The following is a 26645-nucleotide window of genomic DNA, read 5'->3' as shown; positions in this document are numbered from 1 at the left end:
GTGCCGCGTCTATGACTCGGGCGAGCGTGGGGCTCACGGTGGGCCGGGGCCCACCCTATCCAGCCTCATAGGGTGGGCCCTGGCCCACCATGGCCTCGAATCTCGCGCCGGTCTAACGATTGCCCGTCGCATGCGTATCGATGCAAACCCTCGAGGCGATGAGCCGCGTCTCGCCGCGAGGGTTGAAGCAGCGCGACTGGGATCACCCGTACCGAGGCGCACATCACGCCCATGGTGGGCCAGGGCCCACCCTATGAGCTCGTCGCGCGTCGTGCAGGCGGCCACCACAGCCCGCGCCGCTACAATGCGGCATGGATGTTTCCCACCTGCTCGATGCGCTCAACACGGCCCAGCGCGAGGCCGTCACCACCGACTCCAAGCACACCCTGGTGCTGGCCGGCGCCGGCTCCGGCAAGACGCGGGTGCTGGTGCACCGCATCGGCTGGCTGACCGAGGTGCTCGGCGTGCCCCCCTACGGCGTGCTCGCGGTGACCTTCACCAACAAGGCCGCCGGCGAGATGCGTCATCGCATCAGCCAGCTCGGCGGCCAGGGCGGGCGCGGCATGTGGATCGGCACCTTCCACGGCATCGCCCATCGCCTGCTGCGCCTGCACTGGCATGAGGCCGGCCTGCCCGAAACCTTCCAGGTGCTGGACTCGGACGACCAGATTCGGCTGTTGAAGCGCGTCATCAACGACATGGGCCTCGACGAAAAGCGCTGGCCCGCGCGGCAGGCCGCCTGGTTCATCAATGCCGCGAAGGACGAAGGCAAGCGGCCCAAGCACGTGATCGGCGGCAATCCGGCCACCGACACCTTCATCCGCATCTACGAGGCCTACGAGACCACCGCCCGCCGCGCGGGTCTGGTCGACTTCGCCGAGCTGCTGCTGCGCGCGCACGAGCTGTGGCTGAACCACGCCGGCCTGCTGCACCACTACCAGCAGCGCTTCGGCCATCTGCTGGTCGACGAGTTCCAGGACACCAACACCATCCAGTACGCCTTCGTGCGCGTGCTGGCCGGCGCCACCGGCTCGACCTTCGTGGTCGGCGACGACGACCAGGCCATCTACGGCTGGCGCGGCGCCAAGGTCGAGAACGTGCAGCACTACCTGCGTGATTTCGAGGGCGTGCACACGGTGCGGCTGGAGCAGAACTACCGCTCCACCGCGAACATCCTGAAGGCCGCCAACGCGGTGATCGGCCACAACCCGCAGCGGCTCGGCAAGACGCTGTGGACGGCCGACGGCGAGGGCGAGCCCATCGACCTGTATGCCGCCTACAACGAGATGGACGAAGCCCAGCACGTGGTGCAGCGCATCCAGCGCTGGATCGGCGAGGGCGGCAGCCCGTCCGACTGCGCGGTGCTGTACCGCTCCAACGCGCAGTCGCGCGCGCTGGAAGAGGCCCTGATGCAGGCCGGCGTTGCCTATCGCGTCTACGGCGGCCTGCGCTTCTTCGAGCGCGCGGAGATCAAGGACGCGTTGGCCTACCTGCGGCTGATCGCCGGCCGCGCCGACGACGCCGCCTTCGAGCGCGCGGTCAACACGCCGGCGCGCGGCATCGGCGGCAAGACGATCGAACAGGTGCGCGCCCGCGCCCAGGCCGAGAACCTCTCGTTGTGGGAGGCCGTGCTGGCCGAGCTGACGCAGGGTGCCCTGCCCGGCCGCGCCAAGAATGCGCTGCGCGGCTTCATCGAGCTGATCGAACAGCTCGACCGCGACACGCGCACGCTCACGCTGGCCGAACAGATCGACCACGTGCTGGCGGTGTCGGGCCTGCGCACCCACTACGCCGAGGAATCGCGCGGCACCCTGGATGCGCGCACCGACAACCTCGACGAACTGGTCACCGTGGCCAGCCGCTTCGCCCGCGTCGAAGTGGAAGAAGGTGCCGAGCCTCTGCCCGAGCTGGTCGGCTTTCTCGCCTATGCCGCGCTGGAAGCCGGCGAAGGCCAGGCCGAGGCCTGGCAGGACTGCGTGCAGCTGATGACCCTGCACTCGGCCAAGGGTCTGGAGTTCCCGCTGGTCTGCATCGTCGGGCTCGAAGAAGGCCTGTTCCCCGGCCAGAAGTCGATGGAGGAAGCCGGCCGCCTCGAAGAAGAGCGCCGGCTGGCCTACGTCGGCCTGACCCGCGCCCGCCAGAAGCTGGTGCTGTGCTACGCCGAAGCCCGCCGCATCCACGGCATGGACACCTTCGGCGCGCCCTCGCGCTTCCTGCGCGAGATCCCCGCCGAAGTGCTGCACGAGGTGCGCCCGCGTGTGCAGGTCAGCCGCCCGGCGTTTTCCTCAAGCGCACCGCGCGCCCGCTTCGCCGCCGAACCCACCCCCGCCGGCCTGAAGCTCGGCGCCCTGGTCAGCCACGCCAAGTTCGGCAGCGGCGTCATCACCGACTTCGAAGGCGACGGCCCGCATGCGCGGGTGCAGGTCAACTTCGAGAACGAGGGGAGCAAGTGGCTGGTGGTGTCTTATGCGAATTTGCAGGTGGGGTGAGGCAGAAACGGGCGCAAGCGCGGGGACATCAATCCCTACTCCTCAATGGAGGCGTCGGGAGTCCTGCCGGTTTGCGCCGGTTCAAGCGTCGTCGCGGAGGGTTCAAGAACTCCGATCCTGCGTAGCCACTGGATGGCATCCTCCGTCCAACGATCGCTGTCCTTGCCCTGCTTGCGTACGCCGAATGCGTGTCCCCCTGTCTCGTAGATGATGAGTTCCACCGGCACGCCGGCCTGCCTCAAGGCCGCTTCGTAGACCGTTGAAAAGTGGACGGGATCGATCGGATCGTCCTTGGCATGGATGAGCAGCGTAGGTGGCACCTCAGACGAAACGGTGATGTCGCTGTTGAGCTCGCGCGCGGCGACCTCCCGTGGGGTCTTGTTCTTGTGTTCCATCGTCATGTGACCGGGATACACCGGGATCGCGAAGTCAGGTCGGGCGCTGACCTGATCGATTGCATCGATGGGATCGTAGCTGCGCATTCCGAAGCCGGTGCTGGACAGCACCGCAAGGTTGCCCCCAGCCGAGAAGCCCATGACGCCGATCCTGGTGGGATCAATGCCGTAGTCGTCGGCGTAGTACCGGACCATCGAGACGGCACGCTGCGCGTCCTGCAGCGCCATTGGGACGTCAGGCTGCTCATGCCGGCGGGTGACCGGGTTCCAATGGCAGCCGGTGTAGGGCACTCGGTATTTGACCAGGATGCAGGTCACACCTGCCTCGTTCAGCCACTGACACACATCCGCCCCGAGGGGGCCGATCGTGCTTTGTGCACCAATCGCCAAGGCTTTGTAGCCCCCGCCCGGGAACACCAGCACGGCCGCGCCCGGCGGATTCTGCCTTGAGGGGTAGAGCAGGAACGACGGGTGAGTCAGCGCCCCATCCTCCTTGGCCAAGGCCTCGATGCCATCCATGAGCACCTTGGACTCTGCGGGCCAGAGTGGAACTTCCGTCGCATAGCTCGCCGAGGGCGCATGAACGGGGCTGCCTTGGGCAGCGGCAGCTGCGGCGAACAGCAGAGGCGCAAAGGCGAGAATCGACCTCACAGCGCGAGAACCGATCGCAGCCCTTCATCGAGGCGAGCGACGCACTGTGCGGGCAGCGTCTTGATGCGTTCCGCGAGCAGACGCCGATCCAGCGTGAGGATCTGGGACACATTGACGACCGAGGGTTTGGCGAGGCCCGACTCCGACTTCGCCAACCGGAAGTTTCCCGGCGCCTCTGCAAGCGCGAGATTTGAGGTGACGATAGCGACGATCACCGTAGCGATACGACTGTCGTTGAATGGGTTGGACTGGACGACAACGACGGGGCGCTTGAGGCCCGGGCGTGAACCACAGGGCTCTGGCAGGTTCGCCCACCAGAGTTCACCACGCTTCATCGTTGATGCCGCTCAGTTGAGCCCGTGCGAACTCAGCAGGCACCTGCGACTCCTGTTCGGCGTATACCGCGTTCAATTTGGCGGTGACGGCCGCAGCGCCGCGGCGCTCCAGATACTGGGCGATCGCGTCAGCGTAGAGCTGACTCCGCGGCACACGAAGCTCCTTCGCGAGCTGTTCGGCTGCCGCGAAGACCGGATCAGGAAGTGAGATGGCGACTTTCATGCCGCTACGGTATCACCGCGGTATGACTGACCGCAAACCGCCCTCCCCCTTTCCAACCTCCCCCACCCCCAGCCATTCGGATTTCCGATCCATCCTGCTACGCTCGCGGGTCGGGCTTGGCCCTCCTTCCGCGTGGCGCGGAGTCGGGGCCGGCCGCTTCGCGAGCGCGCATCCCGCATGACCAAAGCCGAGTTCATCGCCCTGCTGCAGTCGCAGGACTGGCAGCGCTGGTTCGATCCGGCCGCCTTGCGCGGCGGGGCCGAGCTGGCCGGGGCGGTCGAGAACATCAATTTCTTCGACTACGGCCCCGGCGGTCTGATCGCGGGGCGCCTGCCGATTGGCCGCACGCTGGGCTCGACCGGCATCAGCCTGATGCAGACGGGCCGCGACAAGGGCCTGCAGGCGCGCTGGATCTGCGAGTGCCGCGAGACGCGCTGCCTGCACGCCGCCGCCCTGCTGCTCGCCCTGACCGACACCTCGCCCGAGGCCGCGCTGCGGCCCTGGGACCGCTGGATGGCCAAGGTCGACGGCGTCGGCCCGCGGCCGCTGCCCAAGGTGGACCCGGAGCCCGAACCCGAGCGCGCTCCGGCCCTGCTGCTGAAGGTGATGGACCTGCCGCAGCCGGTGCTGCTGGTGCAGCCCAGCCTGGTGCGCGCGGGCAAGCGCGGCGGCTTTGCCAACCCGGTGGCGATCGAGATCGGCCAGGTCGGTGGGCCCAGCCCCAAACCGCCCGGTGGCTACTCGGCCGAACAGCTGGAGCGGCTGGCCGCGCTGGGCCTGGGCGCGGAACCGCTGTACGGGCTGACCCGCGCGGAACGCCACTTCCTGCCGGTGCGTTCGGCGCATCAGGCACGCGCGCTGCTGGCGCTGGCGGCCGAGTGGCCGCTGCTGCTGGAGCGCGCCTCGGGCCAGCGCCTCACCCTGGGGCCGAAACGCGGGCTGGAGCTCGACTGGCTGGATCTGGAAGACGGCAGCCAGCGCCTGTACTGCCGTGTCATCGACGCGCCCGGCGCGCTGGTGCTCGAGGGCGAGACCCTGCTGTATCTGGACCGTCAGCGCGGCGAGTTCGGCGCGCTCGATGCCGACCCCAAGCTGCCGGGCCTGCTATCGAGTGCGCCCGCGCTGCTGCCCGAACACGTCGATCACGTCGGCGAGCGCCTGAAGAAGCTGAGCCAGCTGCCCGGCCTGCCGCCGCCGCGTCCGCGCGGCGCGGTGCGGCTGCTGCAGGCGCCGCCGATCCCGGTGCTGGAGCTGCGCGAGCAGCGGGTGGTCGGCCGCAACGGCCATCGCCAGGTGGCCAGCGCGCGGCTGTCCTTCGCCTATCCGCCGCTGCTGCTGCCGCCGCTCGGCGCGCGCCAGGTCGAGCGTCACTTCCACCAGGGCGAGGTCTACGAGGTGCATCGCTCGGCGGCGGCCGAACTGGCCGCGCTTGAGCGCCTGAACGAACTGGGCCTGCGCGCCGCCGACGACGAATTCGGCGCCGCGATGGCCGCCAGCCAGGACTTCAGCCCCGAGGATTTCGTGCTGCCGCGTGGCCGCGCGGGCCATGCCGATGCCGAACACTGGCAGCCGCTGCTGCCGCGGATGGAAGACGCCGGTTTCGAGGTGCGCTTCGCCCGCGACTACCCGGCGCGCGTGCTCGACGGCAGCGAGGGCTGGCTGGCCGAGGTCGACGAAGACGCCGGTGGCGCCTGGTTCAACCTGAGCCTGGGCATCGAGATCGGCGGCGAGCGCATCGATCTCATGCCGGTGCTGCGGCATGTGCTGGCCGACCCGGACTTTCCGCGTCGGCCCGGCCCGCGCGAGCCCGAGAACGCCACCTACGTGGCGCCGCTGGATGCCAATCGCCGCATCCGCCTGCCGCTGAAGCGCCTGCGTGCGCTGCTCGAACCCCTGCTTGAATGGCTGGAAGACAGCTCGAACCGCGAGGGGCCGATCCGCCTGGGCCGCGCGCAGAGCACGCTCGTCGAAGAGCTGACCGGCGCCAGCCTGGTCTGGCGCGGCGCCGCGCCGCTGTACCAGCAGCTGGAGCAGCTGCGCAGCCGCCGCGTGCAGGTCGACCCTCCGACTGATTTCGGTGCCGAGCTGAGGCCGTACCAACGCGACGGTCTGGACTGGCTCGGCTTTCTGGCGGCCGCGCGACTCGGCGGCATCCTCGCCGACGACATGGGCCTCGGCAAAACCGTTCAGGTGCTGGCGCATGTGCTGGTGGAGAAGCAGGCCGGGCGCCTGCCCGACCCGGTGCTGGTGGTGGCGCCGACCTCGCTGGTGCTCAACTGGCGCAACGAAGCGCGCCGCTTCTGTCCGCAGCTGAAGGTGCTGGTGCTGCACGGCAGCCAGCGCGAGGCCCTGTTCGAGTCGATGGCCGAGTTCGATCTGGTGATCACCACCTACCCGCTGCTGCCGCGCGACCGCGAGGTGCTGGTGGCCCAGCCGTTCTCGCTGCTGGTGCTGGACGAGGCGCAGACCATCAAGAACGTGCGCACCCAGGCCGCGCAGGTGGTTCGCGAACTGAACGTCACCCGCCGGCTGGCGATGACCGGCACGCCGCTGGAGAACCACTTGGGCGAGCTGTGGGCGCAGATGGATGCGGTCGAGCCCGGCGTGCTCGGCAGCGAGCGCCAGTTCAATCGCCTCTACCGCACGCCGATCGAGAAGCAGGCCGACCTCGAGCGCCAGCAGCGCCTGAACCGCCGCATCGCCCCGCTGATGCTGCGTCGGCGCAAGCAGGACGTGTTGACCGACCTGCCGCCGAAGACCGAGATCCTGCGCGAGGTCGAGCTGGAAGGCCGCCAGCGCGAGCTCTACGAAACCCTGCGGCTGGTGCAGCACGAGCGCGTGCGCGAGGCGATCGCCGAACGCGGCCTCGCCCAGAGCGGCATCATCGTGCTCGATGCGCTTCTGAAGCTGCGCCAGGTCTGCTGCGATCCGCGCCTGGTCAAGCTGGCGCACGCGCGCAGCGTCGAGGACTCGGCCAAGCTCGACCTGCTGCTGGACCTGCTCGACAGCCTGCTGGCCGAGGGCCGCCGCGTGCTGGTGTTCAGCCAGTTCGCCGAGATGCTGGCGCTGATCGAGCAGGCGCTGAACGAACGCGGCATCCAGCCGCTGGTGCTGACCGGACAGACCCGCGACCGCACGAGCCTGGTCGAGCGCTTCCAGGCCGGCGAGGTGCCGGTGTTCCTGATCAGCCTGAAGGCCGGCGGCGTCGGCCTGAACCTGACCGCCGCCGACACCGTGATCCACTACGACCCCTGGTGGAACCCGGCGGTGGAATCGCAGGCCACCGACCGCGCCCACCGCATCGGCCAGGACAAGCCGGTGTTCGTGTATCGCCTGATCTGCGCGGGCACGGTCGAGGAGAAGATCCAGAACCTGCAGCAGGCCAAGGCGCAGCTCGCGCAGGCGGTGCTGGACGGCGGCACCAGCACCAAGGTGGCGTTCGGCGAGGACGATCTGGCGGAGCTGTTTGCGCCCTTGATTTGATCGACGCGGAGGCGCGGCACGTCGAGCAGGCGGCGAAGCGGATCGCGGCGCGCAAAGCGTGACCGGTGCGAGGGTCGAGCTCATGGTGGGCCAGGGCCCACCCTATGCGGGGCGAGGCAAACCGCGATTCATAGGGTGGGCCCTGGCCCACCGTGACCGTCGGCGCTACAGCAACACCAGGCTCGCCAGCCCGAGAAACAGCCCCATGCTGAGCACGTCGGTGGCGGTGCTGAGCAGGATGGCCGAGGCCGTGGCCGGATCGGCGCCGGCCTTCTTCAGCGCCAGCGGCGCCATCGCGCCGGCGACGCCGGCGAGCGCGCAGCCAATGCTCATCGCGGTGAAGGTGACCAGGGCCAGCAGCAGCGGATCACCCCCGGGGTTGCGTCCAGCCGCCCAGTACATCGCGCCTGCGGCGAGCGCACCGGTGATGACGCCGTTGGCGAGGCCGAGCAGGGCCTCCTTGCCGGCGAGCTTGAGCGGGCGGATCTGCCGCGTCTCGCCCAGGGTCATCGCCCGCAGGGTCACCGCCAGCGACTGCGCGCCGAGGTTGCCGCACTGGCCGGCCAGCACCGGCAGGAACAGGGCCAGCACCACAAGCTGTTCGATCGCATGCTCGAAGGCGCCCACCACGCCCGCCGCGACGAACACGGTGAGCAGGTTGATCAGCAGCCACGGGTGACGGAATCGAAAGCTGCGCCACAGCGGGGTGGCGAGTCGCTCCTCGCGCTCGACGCCGACCATGGCACCGGCCTGGGCCGAGATCTCGAAGGCCTGCTGCTCGAACAGGACCGCGCCAGGCACCAGGCCGATCAGCCGACCTTCGCCGTCGCAGACCGGGTACACCGGATAGTGCCGGGTCACCACCTCGCGCATGGCCTCTTCCAGCGCCATTTCCGGCCGCAGGCTGAAAGGGTTGCGCAACATGATCTCGGCCAAGGTCTGGTCCGGTCGCGCGAACACCAGCTCGCGGAAAGCGACCACGCCCTGCAGGCGCTGCTGCGCGTCGACCACGAAGACGTAGATCACCATGCGCCGCCGCACGATCTCGCGCAGGGCTGCGATGGCGGCGTCGACGCGCAGCTCTGGCGCGAAGACAGCGGGGGCCGATTCCAGCAGTCGACCGACGCAGCCCTCGGGATAGTCGAGCGCGCGCGCATCCGGCAGGCCGGAGACGCCGGCCGCACGGATCGCCGCGCGCTGACCTTCGCTGAGCTGCTCCAGCACCTCGGCCGCCTGGCCATGGGTCAGATGCACCAGCGCTTCAGCCGCCTCGGTGGCATCGACACCGCTGAGACGCTCGGCGGCGCTGGCGGGGTCAAGCAGGCGCAGGCTGGCGGTGTCGACCGCCGTGTTCGGCTCGGCAGGGCTCATGCGGACCTTGGGGCTGTGGCGGGGCGCCATCGATGGCGCGACGGCGGGCGCAGTCTACACAGCGAAGAGCGCGCGCCTGTTGGACTCAAGCCGGAGAGCACATGAGCGCAGCGCATGTACCGAAACCTCGCGACCAGGTCGGCGCTGGCGGAAAGCTCCACGCGAACCCATCCATGCCTGAGGCAAACAACCGGCGGATGCGCTGCGCTTATCCGCCCTACGACCGCAGGCGACGCCGTGCAGGCACCGAAGACCCAGGCCCTTGCGCGCCGTAGGGTACATAAGCGCAGCGCATGTACCGCAGGCTCGCGACCACATCGGTACTCGCAGGACGGCCAAGCGATTCCATCGGCTACTGGAGCAAGCCGCTCGTGTGACAAGCAGCCGGCGGATGCGCTGCGCTTATCCGCCCTACGACCGCGAGTGACGCCGTGCAGGCACCGAGGACCCAGGCCCTTGGGCGCCGTAGGGTACATAAGCGCAGCGCATGTACCGCAGGCTCGCGACCACATCGGTACTCGCAGGACGGCCAAGCGATTACATCGGCTCGTGTGGCACGCCGCTCGTGTGGCAAGCAACCGGCGGATGCGCTGCGCTTGTCCGCGCTACGACCGCGGGCGACGCCAGGCAACGAACGCAGCCACTGACCCCTCACCCCATCCGCAGCACGCGCGGCCGCTCGAAGTGCAGGCGGCCGCTGCGGGCGAGGTCGTCGAGGGCCTGGGTTTCGCCGGCGCTGGGCAGCGATTCGCCGGCGGCGAGTTCCAGCCTCGCGCCCTCGACACGGTTGCGGCCGTTGGCCTTGGCCCGGTAGAGCGCGCGATCGGCCAGCTCCAGCGAAAGCTGCCAATCCCCGCGCCCCGCATGCAGGGGATGTTCGGCCACACCGAGCGAACAGCTCACCCGCAGGGCCTGGCCACCGAGGGTCTGGAACTGGGCCTGGGCGATGGTGGCGCGCAGATGCTCGGCCTCGGTCAGGCCGGCCTCGAGGTCCAGCCCCGGCCAGATCACCAGGAACTCCTCGCCGCCCCAGCGCGCAAGCAGGGCCGCGGGCCCGAGGCGCGCGCGCAGCAGGGCGCTGGCGGTGATCAGCACCTGGTCGCCGGCGGCGTGGCCGTAGCGGTCGTTGAGCGCCTTGAAGTGGTCGAGGTCGATCAGCATCAGCACGTAGGACGGCCACTCCGACAGCAGCCGCAGCGCGGCTCGACGGTTGGCGCAGCCGGTCAGGGCATCGGTGCGGCTTTCCTCCAGCAGGGCGGCATTGGCGCTGCGCAGGCGCTCGTTGGCGCGATCCAGCGCCTCGGTGCGTTCGCGCACGGCGGCTTCCAGCGCGCGGCGCTGGCGCTCGGCGCGACCCAGGCTGTGGCGCCAGGCCCAGGTGAGCAGGGCGAGCACGGCCAGCGCGGCGGCGGCCTGCACGCTGCGCAACTCATGCCAGGCGGGCACCACGACGATGTCCAGCGGCGTCGGCGCGCGCTGCCAGCCGCGGCCCGGAAAGCGGCCCTCCAGCAGGAAGCGGTAGTCGCCGGGAGGCAGGCCGGTGTAGACGGCGCGCAGGCCGACGGCATCGGTCCAGGCCTTCTGGTAGCCGTCCAGCCGGTAGCGGAACTGCACCTCGCTGGCGTGGCGCAGACTGACTCCGGCGAAGCGGATGGCGAGGTCGCGCGGTGGTGCAGAAAGCCGCACCCGCGCGGGAAAGTCGATTTCACCGGCCGCGGTCTCGACTGTCTCGATCGACAGCCCGGGGCGATCCGGTGCCTCCTGCACGCGCGCGGTGTCGAGCCTGAGCAGGCCGTTGGTCGTGGGGTAGAACAACAGTGCGCCGAGCCGGGCACTGCGGGCATGTCCGCCGCCGTTGCAGCAGCCCATGCGCTGGTCGCCGCGGGCGCGGTTGACGGCGCGGATCACCACCTCGGCCTGCAGCCCGGCCTCGCGGTCGGGCGCCATCAGCCGCGCCAGCGGCAGCCGGTAGGCGCCGTCGTTGGTGCTGACATAGACATGGCTGCCGACCAGATCGGAGGTCCAGCCATTCGCCGAGGGCAGGCCATCGGCCAGGCCGAACAGCTGCAGGGCGCCATCGCGATACAGGGCGATTCCCTTGTCGAGCGTGGTCAGCAGCAGGGCGCCGCCGGGCAGGGGTCGCAGACTGGAGACGAAGCTGCCCTCAACGACCGCTGCCCAGTCGGGGCTGTCCCAGTGCTCGCCGCGCAGCCGGCGCAGGCCGCCTTCGGTGCCGACCAGCAGGCTGCCGTCGTCCTGCCGCAGCAGGCTGCGCACGCGCGATTCGGGCGAGCCGGCGGCGGCGCCGAAGCGCTGCAGCGTGCCGTCGCTGTGGCGCCACAGGCCGTCGAGGCTGCCGATCCAGAGCGCGTCGCCGTCATCGGCAAAGCTGGTGATCTGCGCAGCCGAAAGTGGCGCCAGCGCAGGGTCGGCCTCGATGCGTTCGCCGCGCAGGCGGGCCAGCCCGGCGCGGGTGCCGAGCCAGACCTCGCCGCGTGGATCGCGATGCAGGCTGTAGACGGCGGGATCCGGCAGCGCGTCACCGGCCTCGATGCGGCGGAAGCCCGCGCCGGGCTGCCAGTGCGCGAGTCCACCGTTGGTGCCGACCCACAGGCCGCCAGCGCCGTCATCCAGCACGCTCCACAGCAGGCTGTCGTGCAGACCCTGGCGGCGGCTGATGACGCGCAGGGCCGAATCGCTGATGCGCAGCAGGCTCTCGCGCTGGCTGCCCATCCACAGGTCGCCGTCGCGGTCCTCGAAGATCACGTGCAGCCAGGGCCGCGGCAGGAAGTCGGCATCGCCCACCGCTTCAATACGGCCGTCCGGCCGCAGGCGCTGCAGGTGCTCGACGCTGGCCGCCCACAGGTTGCCGTGGCGGTCGACCGCCAGCGTCGGCGTCGCCACCTCGGCGAGGTCGGGAAACAGGCGGCTCCAGACGCCGCTGGAAAGATCGAAGCGCCACACGCCATCGCGACTGCCGAGCACCAGCGCCCCCTGCCAGACCGTCAGCGCCAGCGGTCGGCTGTCGGCCTGCGGCAGCGGGAAGCGTTGCGCCTCGCGACCCTGTTCGAGCATGAACAGACCCGACTCGGCGGCCGCCCACAGGCGCTCGGCCGAGTCCACCGCCAGCGCGATGACGGATTCCCCGCCCAGATGCTCCGGTCGGCCCGGCCGACCGGGTGAGCGCAGGCCGTCGACGGTGGCCGCCAGCAACTGGCCGTCCCAGTGCTGCAGGGCACGCACCGAGGTCGGGCTGGTCGCGATCGGCACCTCTTCGAAGCGCCCCGCCTGCTGGCGCAGCAGCCCGCGCGGCGTGCCGAACCAGACCACGCCTTCGGGTGCGGCGAGGCTGGCGGTGGGCATGGTCAGGTCGAGCCCGGTGTTGAGCCGGTTGAAGGTGTGGAAGCGGCGGCCATCGAAGCGGGCGATGCCGTTCTGGGTGCCGACCCAGAGGTAGCCCTCGCTGTCCTGCGCCAGCGTCAGCACGGTGATCTGCGGCAGGCCATCCTCGGCGGTCCAGCGCTCCAGCAGGTAGTCGCCGAAGTCGGTAGCCGGATCCAGCGCAGACGCCGGTGCCAGCGCGCACAGCGCCAGCAGCAGGGCGCAGCACCCGGCCCGCAGGCCGCTACGGGCCCGCTTCGATCGGCGTGGAATGGCCGCATCCGCGTTCATGTCGCCGCGGTCGATGCAAGCGTCGTTCCGCGCGCCTGCGCGCGGCACAGGGCCCGGCCGGTTCGGCCGTCGATGGCGCAGCGGCTACCATAGGCGCCCTTTCCGGCCTGGGCGCGTGCGCTTGAACCTTCCCGACTACCCGTTCCAGCCGCGCCGTTTCGACCGCGGCGACGGCCTCGAAATGAGCTATCTGGACGAGGGCCAGGGCCCGGCCGTGGTGATGGTCCACGGCAATCCGACCTGGTCCTACTACTACCGGCACCTGGTGCTGGCCCTGCGCGGCAGCCACCGCTGCATCGTGCCCGACCACATCGGCATGGGCCTGTCCGACAAGCCCGACGACAGCCGCTACCGCTACACGCTCGACAGCCGCATCGACGATCTCGACCGCCTGCTGGCAGCCATCGAGCCCGAGCGCCCGGTCACCCTGGTGCTGCACGACTGGGGCGGCCTGATCGGCCTGGGCTGGGCGCTGCGGCATCCGCAGCGGGTCGTGCGGCTGGTGCTGCTGAATACCGCCGGTTTCAGCATGCCGGCCGACAAGCGCCTGCCCGGCCTGCTCAAGCTGGGCCGCGACTCGAAGCTGGGCGCCCTGCTGATCCGCGGCTTCAACGCGTTCTCGGCCGGCGCCACGAAGCTGGCGGTGAAGAAGCCGATGCCGGCGGCCGAGCGTCGCGCCTTCACTGCGCCCTACGACAGCTGGGCCAACCGCATCGCCACCCTGCGCTTCGTGCAGGACATCCCGCTCGGTGCGGGCGACCCGGCCTGGAACACCGTCACCGAGATCGGCCGCCGCCTGCCCGAGTTCGCCGACCGCCCCGCCCTGCTGTTGTGGGGCATGCAGGACTTCGTCTTCGATCACACCTGCCTGCGTGAATTCCGCCGTGCGCTGCCGCAGGCGCAGGCCCGCGAATACGCCGACGCCGGCCACTACGTGCTGGAGGACGCGCGCGCCGAGGTGCTGGACGAGGTGCAGGCCTTCTTCAAGGCGTATCCGGTCGCGGGCTGAGCTCAGCCGCGACGGGACCCCTACTCGCGGCAGACCGCGATACGGCCGCCGCCGGCGTCCTTCGCGCGGTACATCGCGCGGTCGGCGCGGCGCAGGATTTCGTCCGCGCTGCCGGCGGTGGCGTCGAGCAGGACGACGCCTACGCTGACGCCGAGTTCGATGTCCTCGCCGCCGAGGCGGTAGGGCGGGGCGACCGTTTCGATCAGCCTGCCGGCAACCAGGCAGGCGGCCTCTTCGTCCTGCACGTCGGCCAGCAGCACCACGAACTCGTCGCCGCCGAAGCGCGCGACCACGTTGCCGCGCGGCCCGTGCAGGCCGATGTCGTCGGCGCGCAGCACCGCGCGCATGCGCATGGCCGCCTTGCGCAGCAGCTCGTCGCCGGCATCGTGGCCAAAGCTGTCGTTGATCTGCTTGAAGCGGTCGAAGTCGACGAACAGCAGGGCCGCACCCGGCAGGCCGCCAGCGCGGATCTCGCGCAGCACATGGGCCAGGCGCTGCAGCAGCAGGCTGCGGTTGGGCAGGCCGGTGAGCTCGTCGGTCAGCGCCGCGCGCTGCAGCTGCTGCTCGAACTGGCGACGTTCGGAGAGATCCTGGATCACCGACCAGATCTGCTCGGAGCCATCCGGCTGGGTGATGCGGATGCCCGACAGCAGGACCGGCAGGCGACGCCCGCTGGCGTGGATGAATTCCTTCTCGTAGGGCCCGTAGGCGCCGGTCTGCATCAGGCTGCGCAGCTGCGCGGCCTCGTCTTCGGCGTAGTCGCGCGGGGTGATGTCCCAGTAGCTCGCGGCCAGCAGCTGGCCGCGGCTGTAGCCCAGCATGCGCAGCAGAGCGGCATTGGCGTCGAGGAAGCTGCCGCCGACCAGATCGTTCAGGGCCACGCCCAGGGTCGAGCGCTCGAACAGGCCCTGCAGCAGCACCTGGGTGCGCGCGAGCTCGTCCTCGGTGCGCTTGCGCTGGCTGATCTCGGTGTGGGTGCCGTAGACGCGCAGCGGTCGTCCGCCCTCGTCGCGCAGGGCCACGCGGCCGCGCGCCAGCACCCAGACCCAGTGGCCCTCGCGATGGCGCAGACGCAGCTCGCATTCGTAGTGCGCGCTGCTGCCCTCGAAGTGCGCCTGCGACTGCCGTTGCGACCGCGCCAGATCGTCCGGATGCACGCGCTCGATCAAGGTCTGGATGCTGAGCGGCTGCAGGCTCTGCAGGGTCTCGCCGAGGATTTCCGCCCAGCGCGTATCGACCTGCAGCTCACCGCTGTCGACCTGCCATTCCCAGACGCCGGCGCGGGTGCTTTCGAGGCTGGCCAGCAGGCGTTCGCGCTCGGCGCGCATCTGCGCCTGCGCGGCTTTCTGCGCGGTGAGGTTGATGAAGCTGCTGACCGCCGAGCGCTCGCCGCTCTCATCGCTGGTCATCAGCGCGCTGTTGACCTCGATCCAGCGTCGCTCGCCGTCCGGCAGGCGGATGCCCATGACGTCGCCGCGCACGGCGACACCGTCGCGCAGTACGCGCATGCCGGGATGCTCGGCGCCCGGATAGGCGCTGCCGTCCTCGTGGATGGCGTCCCAGTCGCCGCTTTCCGAGCTGGTCGACAGCAGCTGCGCGCGCGTGCGCCCCAGCAGGCGCTCGGCCTCGACGTTGCAGTCGACGATGCGGCCGGAGGCGTCCTGCACCACGATGCCGGCGATGGTCGAGTCGATCAGCCGACGCAGGCGACGGCGCTCGCGCACCCGCGCGCTGACGTCGTGCAGCACCAGGGCGAAACCGACCAGCGGCGTTTCGCGCTCGCGCAGGGGCTGCAGGTCGGCCTCCAGCCACAGGCGGCGGCCGTCCGGAGTGCGCACCGACAGGGTGGTATGGGTGGCGGCGTGCTGCTGCAGGGCCATGCGCAGCAGGGCGGTGTCGTCGGGCTCGTCGCCCGGCGCGCCCGGCGCCAGAACCTCCAGCAGCGGGCGCGCCAGCCAGGCATCGCCCGCGCACAGGCCGAGCCCATCGAAGGCGGGATTGGCCCAGAGCAGCCGGCTGTCGGGCCCCAGCAGGGCCAGCGCGGTGCGCGTGGAATGGGCGAACAGGCGAAGCACGCCGCGGCCCAGGGTGCCGGCGTCGAACTGCGATGGCAGATCCAGCGTGCGCCCCGAGCGCAGTTCGGTTCTTGCTTCCACGCCCCCTGACCCCTTACTCATTCGATGCAGCGGCCCGCAGCTTCGCATGGACCGGGCGGCGGCCGGCGGCAGCACCCGCTGCAGGCGGAGCGAGACCGACGCAAACCGCCCCGGGTGCAAGATCCAGGCCGCGGCGGAGCGCTGGAAACTCGGCGAATCGCCGGGAGCGTAGGCAGGCCTATGCGAGGGTGAAGCGAAGCGGAGCCGCTTGCGCGTCCACTGTCCCAGCCTGCGGGCGGCTGGCATGCTGCTCGACCGCATCGCCATCGACCACACCCGTGCTCAGCCTGCCGCCGCTCGCGCTCTACATCCACATCCCCTGGTGCGTGCGCAAATGCCCCTACTGCGACTTCAACTCGCACCGCGCGCCCGAGGCGCTGCCGGTCGCCGACTACGTGCGCGCCCTGCTGGCCGACCTCGACCAGGAGCTGCCCCAGGTCTGGGGTCGGCCGGTGTCGAGCATCTTCTTCGGCGGCGGCACGCCCAGCCTGTTCCCGGGGGCCGCCATCGGCGAGATTCTTGAGGGCGTCGCCGCCCGCCTGCGGCTGATGCCGGGGCTCGAAGTCACGCTCGAAACCAACCCTGGCACCGCCGAGTTCGACCGCTTCGAGGCCTATCGCGCGGCCGGCGTGAATCGCATCAGCTTCGGCGCGCAGAGCTTCGACGACGCGCGTCTGGCGGCACTGGGCCGCATCCACGACAGCGGCCAGGCCAAGCGCGCCTTCGAACTCGCCCGCGCCGCCGGCTTCGACAACATCAATCTGGACCTGATGTACGCCCTGCCGGGGCAGACGCTGGAGGGCGCGCTGGCGGATCTGGAGCAGGCCATCGCGCTCGCCCCCGAGCACGTGAGCCACTACCACCTGACCCTGGAGCCCAACACCCTGTTCGCCGCCAAGCCGCCTCCCGGCCTGCCCGACGAGGACAGCGCCTGGGACATGCAGGCGGCCTGCCAGCAGCGCCTCGCGGAAGCCGGCTATGCGCAGTACGAAATCTCGGCCTACGCGAAGCCCGGCCGGCGCAGCCAGCACAACCTCAACTACTGGCAGTTCGGCGACTACCTCGGGATTGGCGCCGGCGCCCACGGCAAGATCACCCTGCCCGCCGAAGACGCGATCCTGCGCCGCTGGAAGCTGAAGCATCCGCAGGCCTATCTGGACGCCGCCGCCAGCAGCGCGCGCATCGGCAGCGAGCAGCACATCGGCGCCGCGGATCTGCCCTTCGAATTCATGCTGAACGCATTGCGCCTGCTCGAAGGCAGCACGCTGTCGACCTTCGAAGCGCGCACCGGCCTGCCGCGCAGCGCGCTCGACGCCGCCTTCGCCAAGGCTGAGGCGCGGGGCTGGCTGGAGACCGACGGCGAGCGCTTCCGCGCCTCGGCGCTGGGACAGCAGTTCCAGAATGACTTGATTGGGCTCTTCCTGGCTTGAGGCCAGGAAGAGCGGGGATTCGGGATTGGGGATTTGGGATTCGCAAGAGCCGGTGAGTCGGAAGTACTGAGGCGTCGGTGTACTCATCAGCACACGACGCGCGAGCTGTTCCAATCCCGAATCCCCAATCCCGCGCGCCGCAGGCGCGCTGAAAGAATGCTCACCGAACGCCATATCCACTGCCCCTGGTGCGGCGAGGGCTTCGATGCCTTCGTCGATCTGTCCTACGGCGACGCCGAGTACACCGAGGACTGTCCGGTCTGCTGCCGGCCGATCAGCCTGAGCCTCCGGCTGGATGACGAGGGCGAGCTGGACGATCTGGGGGTGGATCGCGAGTAGGACGTGTCCTGCGGCGATGCGCGATTCCGTAATGCTTGGACACAGGTCGGCGGCAGGCCGACCCGGTTCCAGACCTCACGGAGTCGCCCCATGTCCCTCTCGCGTTCGCATCTCCTCCTCGCGCTCGGTCTCGCCTTCAGCGGCCATGAGGCCGCGCGTGCGGGCTCGCCCGTCCTCAGCTGGCCCGGCAGCGGCGCCTGCGCCGGCACCCTGCAGGCCTGCATCGACAGTGCGCCGGTCGATGCCACCCTCGATCTCGTGCCCACCGCCGTGATCGACGAGCACGTCAGCATCGCGCGCAGTCTGACCCTGCGCGGACGCAGTGCCGCGCGCGCGCAGTTCGCCGACGGTCGACGCATCACCGTGGCCAGCAGCGGCAGCGCCAACCTGGTGCTGCGCCTGCAGGATCTCGGGCTGCAGAACGGACAAATCCAGGTCAATCACGCCAGTACGGGGCGCGCCCTGATCGAACTCAGCGGGCTGCGCATGCGCGCCAGCTCCGCGGCTGCGCACAGCGGCATCATCGTCGACCTCGGCTCCTCGGGTACCACCGAAGTGCACGAGGTGCGCGTGCTCAACAACGACCTGCAGCTCGTGGCCCCCAGCATCTTCGACGCCGGCGTCGAGCTGTCGCTGTTCGGCAGCGGCCGGCGCGCGCGGATCGAGCTCAGCCACAACCGCATCCGCGCCGGTGCCCAGGGCCAGGGGCCTGGCGTGCTGGTCGACGTGGCCGGCGGCGCCGATGCCGATGTGATCGCCCACGCCAACGAGATCCAGGGTGCCTTCGGCCGCGCGCTGCGGATCAGTGAGGGCCGCTTCAGCACGACCGCCTCGACCCTGCGCGCCGATGTGGTCAGCAACGCGCTGGTCGGCGGCGGCGACTTCACGGGCGGCGGCCTCGATGTCATCACCAACAACGGCAGCATCGAGCTGGAAGCGATCAACAACACGATCGTGTTCGGTTCCGGCCTGGTGGTGACCCGCTGGGGCGATGGCAGCGGTGGGCCGCAGACGGGTTCGGTCACCGGCGGCATCTTCAACAACCTGATCGCCAACACCCGGTTCGGCTTGCAGAACACGCCCAGCCTGGGCGGCAATGCCACCGTCGACTGGAACCTGAAGTGGCAGAACAACCCGGCCGGCGCGCATACCGCCGGCGCCAACGACCTGAGCGCCGATCCGCAGCTGCGCTCGATGCTGGCACCGCGGCTGACGGCAGGCTCGCCGGCACGCAATGCCGGCAACGGCTTCGCCCTGCTGCGCGTGCCCGCCGCGCTGACGAACCACGATGCCGACGGCCTGCGCCGGCTGGTCAATGCGGTCGACATCGGCGCCTTCGAGTTCGGCCATCGAAGCCTGCAGCGGCGCAAGACCACCGCGGCTGCCAGCCCCCAGTTCCCGATTGTCGACGCCGAGCTCGACCTTGACAGCAGCCGCCGCATCTTCGTCACCCGCAATTTCGGCGCCGGCCCGGTGACCAACAATGCACCGGTGGGCGTGAGCTTCTTCGACCAGTGGTTCGTCACCAACCTGGGCGGCCAGAACATGGCCCAGAACGTCACCGTGAACCTGTTCGCGCCGATCGGCACCAGCACCAACGGCGTGTTCCAGCACCTGGCCAGCGGCAGCAACACGCTGGATGGCAGCAGCCTCATCGACTGGAGCCCGATCAACGGCCAGCCCGACCGCATCCTGCTGGCCACCCAGGCCACGCCCTTCGGCACGCCCTTCCATCCGGGCGCGGTGGTGCTGTCCTACGTCGGCAACCGCTGGAACCTGGTCAGCGCCGACGGCAGCAACTTCGTCACCAACACGCGCTGGAACCTCTACTCGCAGCTGCCCAGCCCGCAGGCCTTCGTCCACGAAGTGCGCGCCGACAACCGCAACGGCAGCTCGGGCAGCCTGATCGGCCACCCGCGCCTCGACGGTGTCGCCTGCGCGCAGATCCAGGTGATGCCGCTGGCCGGCAGCAGCGCGGCCGGCTCCATCGTCGACGTCGAGTACCTGCCCACGCTCGGCCGCCACCAGCTGTTCTCGAACAACGGAGCGCTGCCGCTGGGCGCGCGCTTCCATGTGCTGATCTTGCCCGAGCAGATCGAGGACTGCGCCGGCGGCGCGCTGTTCCGCGATGGATTCGACGGCTTCGGTTGAGCCGCTCGCCGGCTGACACGTGGAGGCGTGGATTCCCGTAAGGCGCGGTGAGAGGGCCGCACCGCGCCCGAGGAATCGACGCCATGAGCACGATCCGCATCCATTCGCAGCGCCTGCTGCTCACCCTGTTGCTGGCTGCGAGCGCGCCCCTGGCCGGCGCGGGCGATCTCGGCCTGTTCCGCGTCACCGGCAGCAGCGGCAACCAGCCCAACGGCTCGGTGCTGACTCCCGCCGTACACGACGGCGCCCTGCTGATCGCCTACTCGACCAATGCCCGCAACCTCGGCCTGGATCACCAGACCGGCGCCTCGCAGATCTACGCGCAGGACGCGGTCACCGATGCGCTGGAGCTGATCAGCGCCGCTCCCAACGGCCTCGGCAGCAATGGCAACGCCTCGCATCCGGCCTTCAGCGGCGACGCCCGCTACGTCGCCTTCAGCAGTTTCGCCAGCAACATCCTCGGCATCGACCAGCCGCAGTTCCTGACCCTCTATCTGCGCGACCGCTCCACCCAGACCACGCGCCGCGTGTCGAACGGCCTGAACGGGCTCATCAACGGCCAGGCGCGCTATCCGACCGTGTCCGACGACGGCCGCTACGTCGCCTACTACAGCCAGGCCAGCAACCAGGTGACGGGCGATACCAATGGCCTGCCGGATCTCATGCTGACCGACATGAACACCGGTAGCACCGAACGACTGTCGGTGAGCAACAGCGGCGCCCAGGTGGCCGAAGGTGCGCTCGAACACTGGACGCCGAGCCTCAGCGGCAACGGTCGCTTCGCGGTCTTCGGCGCGCGTGGCAACCTGACTTCGACGCCCGACAATACGGCCTTCCAGATCCACCTGCGCGACCGGCTGACCCAGACCACCCAGCTGCTGAGCATCAATGCGCAGGGCCAGGCGGGTACATCCAGCAGCGACCAGCCCAGCATCTCGCGCAACGGCCGCTACGTGGCCTTTCGCAGCGCCGCCCACAATCTCGTCGGCGGCGTGCTCGGCGGTCTGTTCCGGCTGGATCGCGGCACCGGCCAGCTGCTTGCGCTGCCGACGCCACCGAACAGCTTCGCCTGCTCGGTGCCGGCGGTCTCGAACCTCGGTGACACCAGTTTCGTGTGCTCGGATACCGCTGGCGGCGGCCGTCAGGCCTGGCTGTTCCGCCCACCCGCCACACTTTTCCTGCTGAGCCCCAGCGTCGCCGGCGGTGTCAGCAACGGCATCACGGAGAGTTGGCATGCGATGGGCGAGAACGGCGCGCTGATGGCCTATTCCTCAACCGCGACCAACATCGTGCCGAACGACACCAATGGGCAGACCGATATGTTCGTGGTGGTCGATGTGGATCGCGCGGCGATGCTGTTTGCGGACGGGTTCGAGTAGCGCGCGATTCGGGATTGGCGATGTCTGGGCAAGCACATGCGCGTGCATGCACGTTGACAGCTCGCGGTTGAGTTGTCCAATGAAGAACACCGGCTTCAAGCCGGTATGCAGCTGGCCCAGCGCGCCGCCGCAGCCGCTGGCATCGCAGTTGATCGGGGCCAGACTGTCGTGCCGACCGACCGGCAGCCCGTTGACCTTGACGTTGTTCTGCCCGCTCAGGATTTGCGTATAGCCACTGTCGCCCGAGCCGCCCGAACCCAGGCCCTCGCCGGCATTGCCCTGCACGCCGCGGCCGAGGTGCGAGACCGCATAGACCGGCGTGCCGCGGGCCTTGACGTTGGGAGAGGCACGCTCGGGGCTGCCGAGTTCGGCGTGGCTGTGGGCTGTGTCGCCGAGGCCAGGCCGGGCGTCGGATCAGAAGCCCTGCTGCTTCAGCAATTGATCGACCTGCCCGCCGCTGAAAGGCAGCGTGGGCTGGGCCAACTGACGCAGGATCAGCAGATGCGGGTGCAGCTTCACGCGGCGCAGGTTGGCGAGCACAGCCGTGCCGCCAGCGACGAGCGCGGGCTCGAAGCCATACATCTCGTCGGGTTCGAGACGGCCAAGCGTGCGCAGGGCGGGTTCGAACATTTGACCTTGCAGATCACTGATGTAGCCCCCCTGACTCAGAGAGCTCATCGAGAACAAGACACCGGCGCTGACTTCCAGCTCCCGGGGCGACTTCGGACGAAGTTCGCGCGCCAGGGCGAGAATTGCATTGTTGTGTGGGCTAATCGTTGCAGCAGCTCCGCAGGACTCTCCCCACAGATAGAGTTTCCCGAACGCAGTCCGTGCAATTACGTGGAACCGATCAACGCGTTCCAGCCCCGACCCCTCCAGCCAGAAGTCCAGCAGGTCGTCGTAGTGCTCCGGATTGACCGTCCAGAAACGCCCGTCCGCGTAGCCGCACCAGCCCTCGTGCTGCCAGTAGCCCAGCAGCCGATCAGGCAGCCGACCCCGGAAGCGCTCGATCACGTCCTCAGGCACGTCCCGGCGATGGAAGGCCTCGCCGAACTTGCTGATGAAGTACTCGAAATCCTCGTCGCGGACATAGCTCATCGCCTTGCACTCCTGCAGGGGCTCAGGCCCACGTTGACAAGGTCACCGCCGCGGACGAGAGCCTTGCGGAGCCACTCCCTACGCCGTGCCTAGGTGCTCAGCTCCGGGCGACTTCGGCCACATCGCGCATGATGTCGAGTTCGGTCACCTGCGACAGGATGTTCAGGTGCACATGCGCATCGACAATCTGCAGTCGCTCGACGGAGGGCACACCGCCCAGGGCGAGTGCGGGCACGAAGCCGTACATGGTGTCGTGGCTGAGCGGGCCGAGTCTGGCCAGAGCCTGCTCGAAGAGGGGCTTCTCGTTGGCGTCGTTGAGGTCGTAGGTATCTAGGGATGAGCTCGCAAAAAACAGCTGTAGTTCCTTGTCTGCCCCTCTGCGGCTGAAGGTCTCAGGATCAAACGCAGGAAACACCCACCCATAGGGCGCAACAATCTTCAGCGATGGGCCGGTCCCCGTACCCCAAAGCACCAGCTTTCCAAACGCCGAGCGCGCGATCACGTAGTAGGTGTCGCGCTGCAGATAGCTCGTGCCACCCAGCCAGTCGTCGATCGTGTCGGCCCAGTCGTCGGGGTCGACGGTCCAGAACAGGCCCTTGGCATACCCACACCAGCCATAGACCTGCCAGTACTCCAGCAGCTTGTCGGGCAGCTTGCCGCGGAACCTCGCGATCTTCTCCGGCGGCACATCGCGGCGATCAACGGCTGGAGCGAAGCCCTTGAAGCCAAGAAAATTGTCCATGAACACATCCATTACCCTCTCCTCTGCAATCAGGGGCAGCGTACAAGTTCCGCATTCATCTTGGTGCTGGCCCGCTCACCCTCGGGCACTCTCAACGCAGCAGCATCGAGAGCTTGGACGCGTGGCTTCCATTGCGCACCAATCGAGGAGTTCACGCCGCGGTCGCCCAAGGAACTCACAACATCCTTGCCCCCGGCGATCAAGTCGGGGCTGTGGAGGGCTGCCAAGGTTTTCATGCGCTCAGCCGTCATGGCGACGGCCTGCGCCCGCGCGTCAACTCCCATCATGCCTTGCTCAAGCAAGTGGTTCTCGAACTTCAGAGTCAGCTCTTTCGCGTAGTCTGCCCTGGCAGCCTCCTGCGCCGCCCCCGTGCCCTTCCGCCCCATCTCCCGGTAGCGCGCGCGGCCTTCCAGGTAGTCCTTGACGCTCATGTCGTTGAGCCCACGCTCCTGGTCGGCCAGCTGCCGATCGTACTCGGCCTTGCTGCCCGTCTTGTTCTTCTTGAAGCACCGGAGCTTGATGCGCGGGGTACGCGGCGGTGGCTGGACATAGACCCCGGGCCGCGCCGTGCTCACCTGCACACGCCCCTGCTGGGCTGACGGTTGGCCGGATGGCTGTTGCTGTGCCGTGCCGGGCTGCGAGCGGCTCTGCCGCGGCGTGCGCACGGGTCGAGCGGCTGTCGTTGGCCTGCGCCCCAGCGTGGTCACCATGTTGACCGCCTGCGCCAGCTCCGGCGGCACGCCGGCCATGGCGGCGGCGGCGCCGAAGGGCCCGGAGTACATCGCCTCCATGCGTGCACGCTCGCGCTCGATCTCGGCACCGCGGCGGGCCAGCTCGCGGGCTTCCTGCGAGGTCGGTGCGGCGCTCATTACCGGGCCTGCCGCGGCCTCGGGGTAGAGGCGCTCGAACAGGCGCCGCTGCTGGTCGTTGTGCCACAGCGCCGAGCTTGCAGCACTGCGCTGCGAGGCCTGCAAGGCCTCGATCTGGCGGCTGATCGCGCGGCGCTCGCTGTTGAAGGGGTTCCAGGTGCTGGCGCGATCGGCCTGCGCGCGCAGGTCGCGGATCTGCCGGTCGATGGCCTCGGCGCGCGCATTGGCATCGGCCTGCGCCTGCCGGTGGTAGGCCATGTCGGCCTGCAGTTCCTCCGGCGTCTTGCTGAACTCGCGGTTGAGCTGCTCGACGAAGGACACCGGCTTCAAGCCGGTATGCAGCTGCCCCAGCGCGCCACCGCAGCCGCTGGCATCGCAGTTGATCAGGGCCAGACTGTCGTGCCGACCGACCGGCAGCCCGTTGACCTTGACGTTGTTCTGCCCGCTCAGGATTTGCGTATAGCCACTGTCGCCCGAGCCGCCCGAACCCAGGCCCTCGCCGGCATTGCCCTGCACGCCGCGGCCGAGGTGCGAGACCGCATAGACCGGCGTGCCGCGGGCCTTGACGTTGGGAGAGGCACGCTCGGGGCTGCCGAGCTCGGCGTGGCTGTCGAAGGGGATGGCCTGGCCGCCGACTGCGCACCAGTCGGGCTCGACGCTGGTGACCGTCCAGCTTCCCGCATGGGCAATGTGTCGGCACTCGCTTTCGGATGCGGACGCCTCAGCGCCCGCAGACCCGGCGCCGTCGGTTCCTTCATCGAGCCCCGGCAGGTCGAGCTGCGGATTGCGCGCGCGGTAGTCCTCATAGGCGGCTTCGCTGAGCCGCCAATCAGGCAGAGGACGGTCCTGTGCGTCGTAGCGCTGGATCAGCAGCTGATCGCTGTCGGGATAGCGGAAGATGCTCCACAGGCTGTTGTCCGGTGCGACATGCACCAGCCCGCTGGGCGAGTTGACGGCGGGTAGTTGGGTGGGTTCGCTCATGTTGGCAATCCGATCCGCTGCAGCGCCCACGGGTCCAATTCGACGGTGACCTCGCGAGGTGTGTGGGCAGGCGGGAACACGGTGCGCCAGCTCAGGCAGAGTTGGCGCGTATCGAGATTTACCGACAACGTATCGAGCCGCATGGGGGCCTGTATTTCCCGCGCATCGTCCAGCCGTGCGCGCAGGCTCGGCTTCAAACCCGGCAGCTGCCATCCGCAGTCGCCCTCGGGCAGCAGACCCATCAGGCCCACGCGCTCATCCCCACGCAGCGCCTGCGGTGCGCGCAAGGGTGCTACAGCGGCCTGAAGAAAGCGCAGATCGAAATCGTCCGGGTAGTGGGGATAGCGGGTACTGCGCCAGTGGGCGTCACGGGTGCCCAGGAAGGCCGAGCGAGGCGACCACCAGCGCGCGATCGGTCCGAGCCCGGCGGTGGGCAGGTCTTGACTGGGGTGATGCAGGCTCTGGCCTGGCAGCAGGACCTGCGGCGCGGGCATCTGCTGCACGGCATCGAGTTGCTCCTGCAGGCTCCGACGCGCTGGCGCGGGAAGCGCAGGGAGTGCGCTGCCCGCGGGCAGCCAGCCGCAGCCTGCGGGATTGTCGGGCTTTGAGGCCTCCGCGCGCTGAGCGGCGTCGGGGTCCCGATGCTCCCAATGCCCGCCGAAGGCGAGCCGATAATCCAAGGCGACTGCATCGGTATGCTCGGCAGCGCCGAGACTCCAAGCCATGAGGCCGCGCGTCCATCTGCGTGGTCCGTAGAGTTCGACGAGGTGGCGGACCTCGCCCACCCCGATGCCGGCCGCCCATCGACGCAGTGGACGGTGGTCGTGGCTGCGTGCCGTGCCGGTGACCCAGATGTCTGCGCCCGGCTTGAAGAGCACAGCGTCCGCGGGCTCGGCGAGTACCAGCGCAGCGGGGTGCGCCGCTTCGCCGCCTGCATGACGGTCGCCCATGCACACGGGCACCTGCTTGGCCGCTGCCTTCAAGTCTGCGGAGCAGGGATCGAGCTCAAGGGTCGCCTTCAGCACGAAGACATCAAGCACCAGTCCACCGGGCGCGAGCTTGCGGAACGCGGCATGCGGCAGCCGCGTCGTGTTGCGGATCATGTCTCGGCCCCATCGGCGGGCGCTGGACGTGTGGTGCCACTGTTCAGATGGATATCGTCCGGCGCATCGATATTGGCCGTGGCCTCGGCCAGCACATGCACATCCTTGGCCTGCAGGTAGATGGCGTCCGGCGTGAGAACCAGCCTGGAGCTGCCGACCTGCAGGGTGATGCTGTCGGCATCCATGCGCAGCATCGACGGTGACTTGCCGCTCGACTCACCCTGGCTCGGCGCCTGGATGTTCGCAATCATCACGTTCTGCTGGGCAGCGCCAGCGGCGCCCACCTTCAGGGTGTAGACCTCGCCCACGTCGGCGGTGTGCTTCTTGCTGATCTTGTCGCTGCGCGAGTTGCCGACCACCGTGTTCATCATCGCGCCGACGTTGAGGCTGTAGGCCGCGCCGATGTTCACCATCTTGGCCAGCCCGACGTTCTGCATCGAGGCCATGCCGATGGTCTCGGTCTTCATCTTGCCGACCTTGATCGACCAGCTCTTGCCGATCCTGTCGCTCTCGTTCTTGCCGACCTTCTTGCTGCGGTTCTTGCCGACCGTCACCGATTCGTTGTCGCCCACGGTACGCGTGCGGTTCTTGCCGACCGCATGCGTCTGGTGGTCGCCGATCGAGACCGATTCGTTCTTGCCGACATCTTCGGATCGGTTGTCACCGATGCTGATCGTCTCGTTGTGGTCGACGCGCTCCTTGCGGTCGTTGTGGACGGTGATCGTCTCGTTGTTGTCGACCGTTTCCGTGCGGTCGCGCTTGATGTGGC

The 26645-nt window shown here is 69.2% G+C and carries 18 protein-coding genes and 1 pseudogene; 7 read left to right on the top strand and 12 right to left on the bottom strand.

Annotated elements, in window-relative coordinates:
* Positions 1 to 311: 311 nt before the first annotated feature.
* Entirely contained in the window at positions 312 to 2489 is a 2178-nt protein-coding gene (gene uvrD / locus Q0654_RS17630; protein ID WP_298856281.1) for a DNA helicase II, read from the top strand.
* Between the two features lie 35 nt (positions 2490 to 2524).
* On the opposite strand, the gene Q0654_RS17625 is transcribed toward uvrD, so the two are convergent.
* From Q0654_RS17625 to Q0654_RS17615, 3 genes are all read right to left on the bottom strand, one after another.
* Positions 2525 to 3403: an alpha/beta hydrolase gene (locus tag Q0654_RS17625; RefSeq protein ID WP_298856280.1), complete on the bottom strand. Its 879-nt coding sequence runs from the start codon at positions 3401 to 3403 to the stop codon at positions 2525 to 2527.
* Between the two features lie 128 nt (positions 3404 to 3531).
* Positions 3532 to 3870, bottom strand: a complete 339-nt coding sequence (locus Q0654_RS17620) for a type II toxin-antitoxin system PemK/MazF family toxin (RefSeq protein ID WP_298856279.1) — start codon at positions 3868 to 3870, stop codon at positions 3532 to 3534.
* A complete protein-coding gene (locus tag Q0654_RS17615) occupies positions 3857 to 4093 on the bottom strand; it encodes a hypothetical protein (RefSeq protein ID WP_298856278.1) in 237 nt (78 codons plus the stop codon). The genes Q0654_RS17620 and Q0654_RS17615 overlap by 14 nt, the downstream gene beginning before the upstream one ends.
* Positions 4094 to 4270: 177 nt before the next feature.
* Here Q0654_RS17615 and Q0654_RS17610 point away from each other — a divergent pair, with 177 nt between their 5' ends.
* On the top strand, positions 4271 to 7576 hold the full coding sequence (locus Q0654_RS17610; RefSeq protein WP_298856277.1) for a DEAD/DEAH box helicase: 3306 nt from the start codon (positions 4271 to 4273) through the stop codon (positions 7574 to 7576).
* Positions 7577 to 7741: 165 nt separating this feature from the next.
* On the opposite strand, the gene Q0654_RS17605 is transcribed toward Q0654_RS17610, so the two are convergent.
* Positions 7742 to 8947, bottom strand: coding sequence for a magnesium transporter (locus Q0654_RS17605; protein ID WP_298856276.1), 1206 nt, complete (start codon positions 8945 to 8947; stop codon positions 7742 to 7744).
* A 651-nt stretch (positions 8948 to 9598) separates the two neighbouring features.
* Positions 9599 to 12619, bottom strand: a complete 3021-nt coding sequence (locus Q0654_RS17600) for a ligand-binding sensor domain-containing diguanylate cyclase (RefSeq protein WP_298856275.1) — start codon at positions 12617 to 12619, stop codon at positions 9599 to 9601.
* A gap of 181 nt (positions 12620 to 12800) precedes the next feature.
* On the opposite strand from Q0654_RS17600, the gene Q0654_RS17595 reads away from it, so the two are divergent.
* A complete protein-coding gene (locus Q0654_RS17595; RefSeq protein WP_298856289.1) occupies positions 12801 to 13628 on the top strand; it encodes an alpha/beta fold hydrolase in 828 nt (275 codons plus the stop codon).
* Between the two features lie 20 nt (positions 13629 to 13648).
* Here the strand turns inward: Q0654_RS17595 and Q0654_RS17590 are convergent, their stop codons facing one another.
* Positions 13649 to 15784 (bottom strand): PAS domain S-box protein, encoded by a 2136-nt coding sequence (locus Q0654_RS17590; protein ID WP_298856274.1) that lies wholly within the window; start codon positions 15782 to 15784, stop codon positions 13649 to 13651.
* A gap of 278 nt (positions 15785 to 16062) precedes the next feature.
* On the opposite strand from Q0654_RS17590, the gene hemW reads away from it, so the two are divergent.
* The 4 genes from hemW (at position 16063) to Q0654_RS17570 (ending at position 21083) form a co-directional block, all read left to right on the top strand.
* Positions 16063 to 17214: a radical SAM family heme chaperone HemW gene (gene hemW, locus Q0654_RS17585; protein WP_298856273.1), complete on the top strand. Its 1152-nt coding sequence runs from the start codon at positions 16063 to 16065 to the stop codon at positions 17212 to 17214.
* 156 nt (positions 17215 to 17370) lie between these two features.
* Positions 17371 to 17553, top strand: coding sequence for a CPXCG motif-containing cysteine-rich protein (locus Q0654_RS17580; RefSeq protein ID WP_298856272.1), 183 nt, complete (start codon positions 17371 to 17373; stop codon positions 17551 to 17553).
* A gap of 90 nt (positions 17554 to 17643) precedes the next feature.
* Positions 17644 to 19704: a choice-of-anchor Q domain-containing protein gene (locus Q0654_RS17575; RefSeq protein WP_298856271.1), complete on the top strand. Its 2061-nt coding sequence runs from the start codon at positions 17644 to 17646 to the stop codon at positions 19702 to 19704.
* Between the two features lie 83 nt (positions 19705 to 19787).
* Positions 19788 to 21083 (top strand): hypothetical protein, encoded by a 1296-nt coding sequence (locus tag Q0654_RS17570; RefSeq protein ID WP_298856270.1) that lies wholly within the window; start codon positions 19788 to 19790, stop codon positions 21081 to 21083.
* Here Q0654_RS17570 and Q0654_RS17565 read toward each other — a convergent pair.
* The 6 genes and pseudogenes from Q0654_RS17565 to Q0654_RS17540 form a co-directional block, all read right to left on the bottom strand.
* A complete protein-coding gene (locus Q0654_RS17565; RefSeq protein ID WP_298856269.1) occupies positions 20976 to 21368 on the bottom strand; it encodes a hypothetical protein in 393 nt (130 codons plus the stop codon). The genes Q0654_RS17570 and Q0654_RS17565 overlap by 108 nt on opposite strands.
* Before the next feature lie 129 nt (positions 21369 to 21497).
* Positions 21498 to 22181: a GAD-like domain-containing protein gene (locus tag Q0654_RS17560; RefSeq protein WP_298856268.1), complete on the bottom strand. Its 684-nt coding sequence runs from the start codon at positions 22179 to 22181 to the stop codon at positions 21498 to 21500.
* 97 nt (positions 22182 to 22278) lie between these two features.
* Complete coding sequence (locus Q0654_RS17555; RefSeq protein ID WP_298856267.1) at positions 22279 to 22935, bottom strand: GAD-like domain-containing protein; 657 nt, start codon at positions 22933 to 22935, stop codon at positions 22279 to 22281.
* A gap of 17 nt (positions 22936 to 22952) precedes the next feature.
* The gene (locus Q0654_RS17550; RefSeq protein WP_298856266.1) at positions 22953 to 24773 is read right to left on the bottom strand and encodes a polymorphic toxin type 15 domain-containing protein; all 1821 of its coding nucleotides are present in this window, start codon (positions 24771 to 24773) and stop codon (positions 22953 to 22955) included.
* On the bottom strand, positions 24770 to 25876 hold the full coding sequence (locus tag Q0654_RS17545) for a DUF2169 domain-containing protein (RefSeq protein WP_298856265.1): 1107 nt from the start codon (positions 25874 to 25876) through the stop codon (positions 24770 to 24772). The genes Q0654_RS17550 and Q0654_RS17545 overlap by 4 nt, the downstream gene beginning before the upstream one ends.
* Positions 25873 to 26645: pseudogene (locus tag Q0654_RS17540) on the bottom strand (hypothetical protein); the annotation flags it as partial. The pseudogene Q0654_RS17540 and the gene Q0654_RS17545, both read right to left, overlap by 4 nt.

The sequence above is a fragment of the uncultured Aquimonas sp. genome (assembly GCF_937888285.1).
In the GTDB taxonomy this organism is placed as follows: Bacteria; Pseudomonadota; Gammaproteobacteria; order Xanthomonadales; family Xanthomonadaceae; genus Aquimonas.
Note: the sequence above shows the minus strand (reverse complement) of the source record. Positions and strands in the feature narration are given on the sequence as shown.

Bases quoted from the DNA above. Each gene is read 5' to 3' on its own strand.
- uvrD (WP_298856281.1), top strand. From the start codon at position 312: ATGGATGTTTCCCACCTGCTCGATGCGCTCAACACGGCCCAGCGCGAG.
- Q0654_RS17625 (WP_298856280.1), bottom strand. From the start codon at position 3,403: ATGGATGGCATCGAGGCCTTGGCCAAGGAGGATGGGGCGCTGACTCAC.
- Q0654_RS17620 (WP_298856279.1), bottom strand. From the start codon at position 3,870: ATGAAGCGTGGTGAACTCTGGTGGGCGAACCTGCCAGAGCCCTGTGGT.
- Q0654_RS17615 (WP_298856278.1), bottom strand. From the start codon at position 4,093: ATGAAAGTCGCCATCTCACTTCCTGATCCGGTCTTCGCGGCAGCCGAA.
- Q0654_RS17610 (WP_298856277.1), top strand. From the start codon at position 4,271: ATGACCAAAGCCGAGTTCATCGCCCTGCTGCAGTCGCAGGACTGGCAG.
- Q0654_RS17605 (WP_298856276.1), bottom strand. From the start codon at position 8,947: ATGAGCCCTGCCGAGCCGAACACGGCGGTCGACACCGCCAGCCTGCGC.
- Q0654_RS17600 (WP_298856275.1), bottom strand. From the start codon at position 12,619: ATGAACGCGGATGCGGCCATTCCACGCCGATCGAAGCGGGCCCGTAGC.
- Q0654_RS17595 (WP_298856289.1), top strand. From the start codon at position 12,801: ATGAGCTATCTGGACGAGGGCCAGGGCCCGGCCGTGGTGATGGTCCAC.
- Q0654_RS17580 (WP_298856272.1), top strand. From the start codon at position 17,371: ATGCTCACCGAACGCCATATCCACTGCCCCTGGTGCGGCGAGGGCTTC.
- Q0654_RS17575 (WP_298856271.1), top strand. From the start codon at position 17,644: ATGTCCCTCTCGCGTTCGCATCTCCTCCTCGCGCTCGGTCTCGCCTTC.
- Q0654_RS17570 (WP_298856270.1), top strand. From the start codon at position 19,788: ATGAGCACGATCCGCATCCATTCGCAGCGCCTGCTGCTCACCCTGTTG.
- Q0654_RS17560 (WP_298856268.1), bottom strand. From the start codon at position 22,181: ATGAGCTATGTCCGCGACGAGGATTTCGAGTACTTCATCAGCAAGTTC.
- Q0654_RS17555 (WP_298856267.1), bottom strand. From the start codon at position 22,935: ATGGATGTGTTCATGGACAATTTTCTTGGCTTCAAGGGCTTCGCTCCA.
- Q0654_RS17550 (WP_298856266.1), bottom strand. From the start codon at position 24,773: ATGAGCGAACCCACCCAACTACCCGCCGTCAACTCGCCCAGCGGGCTG.
- Q0654_RS17545 (WP_298856265.1), bottom strand. From the start codon at position 25,876: ATGATCCGCAACACGACGCGGCTGCCGCATGCCGCGTTCCGCAAGCTC.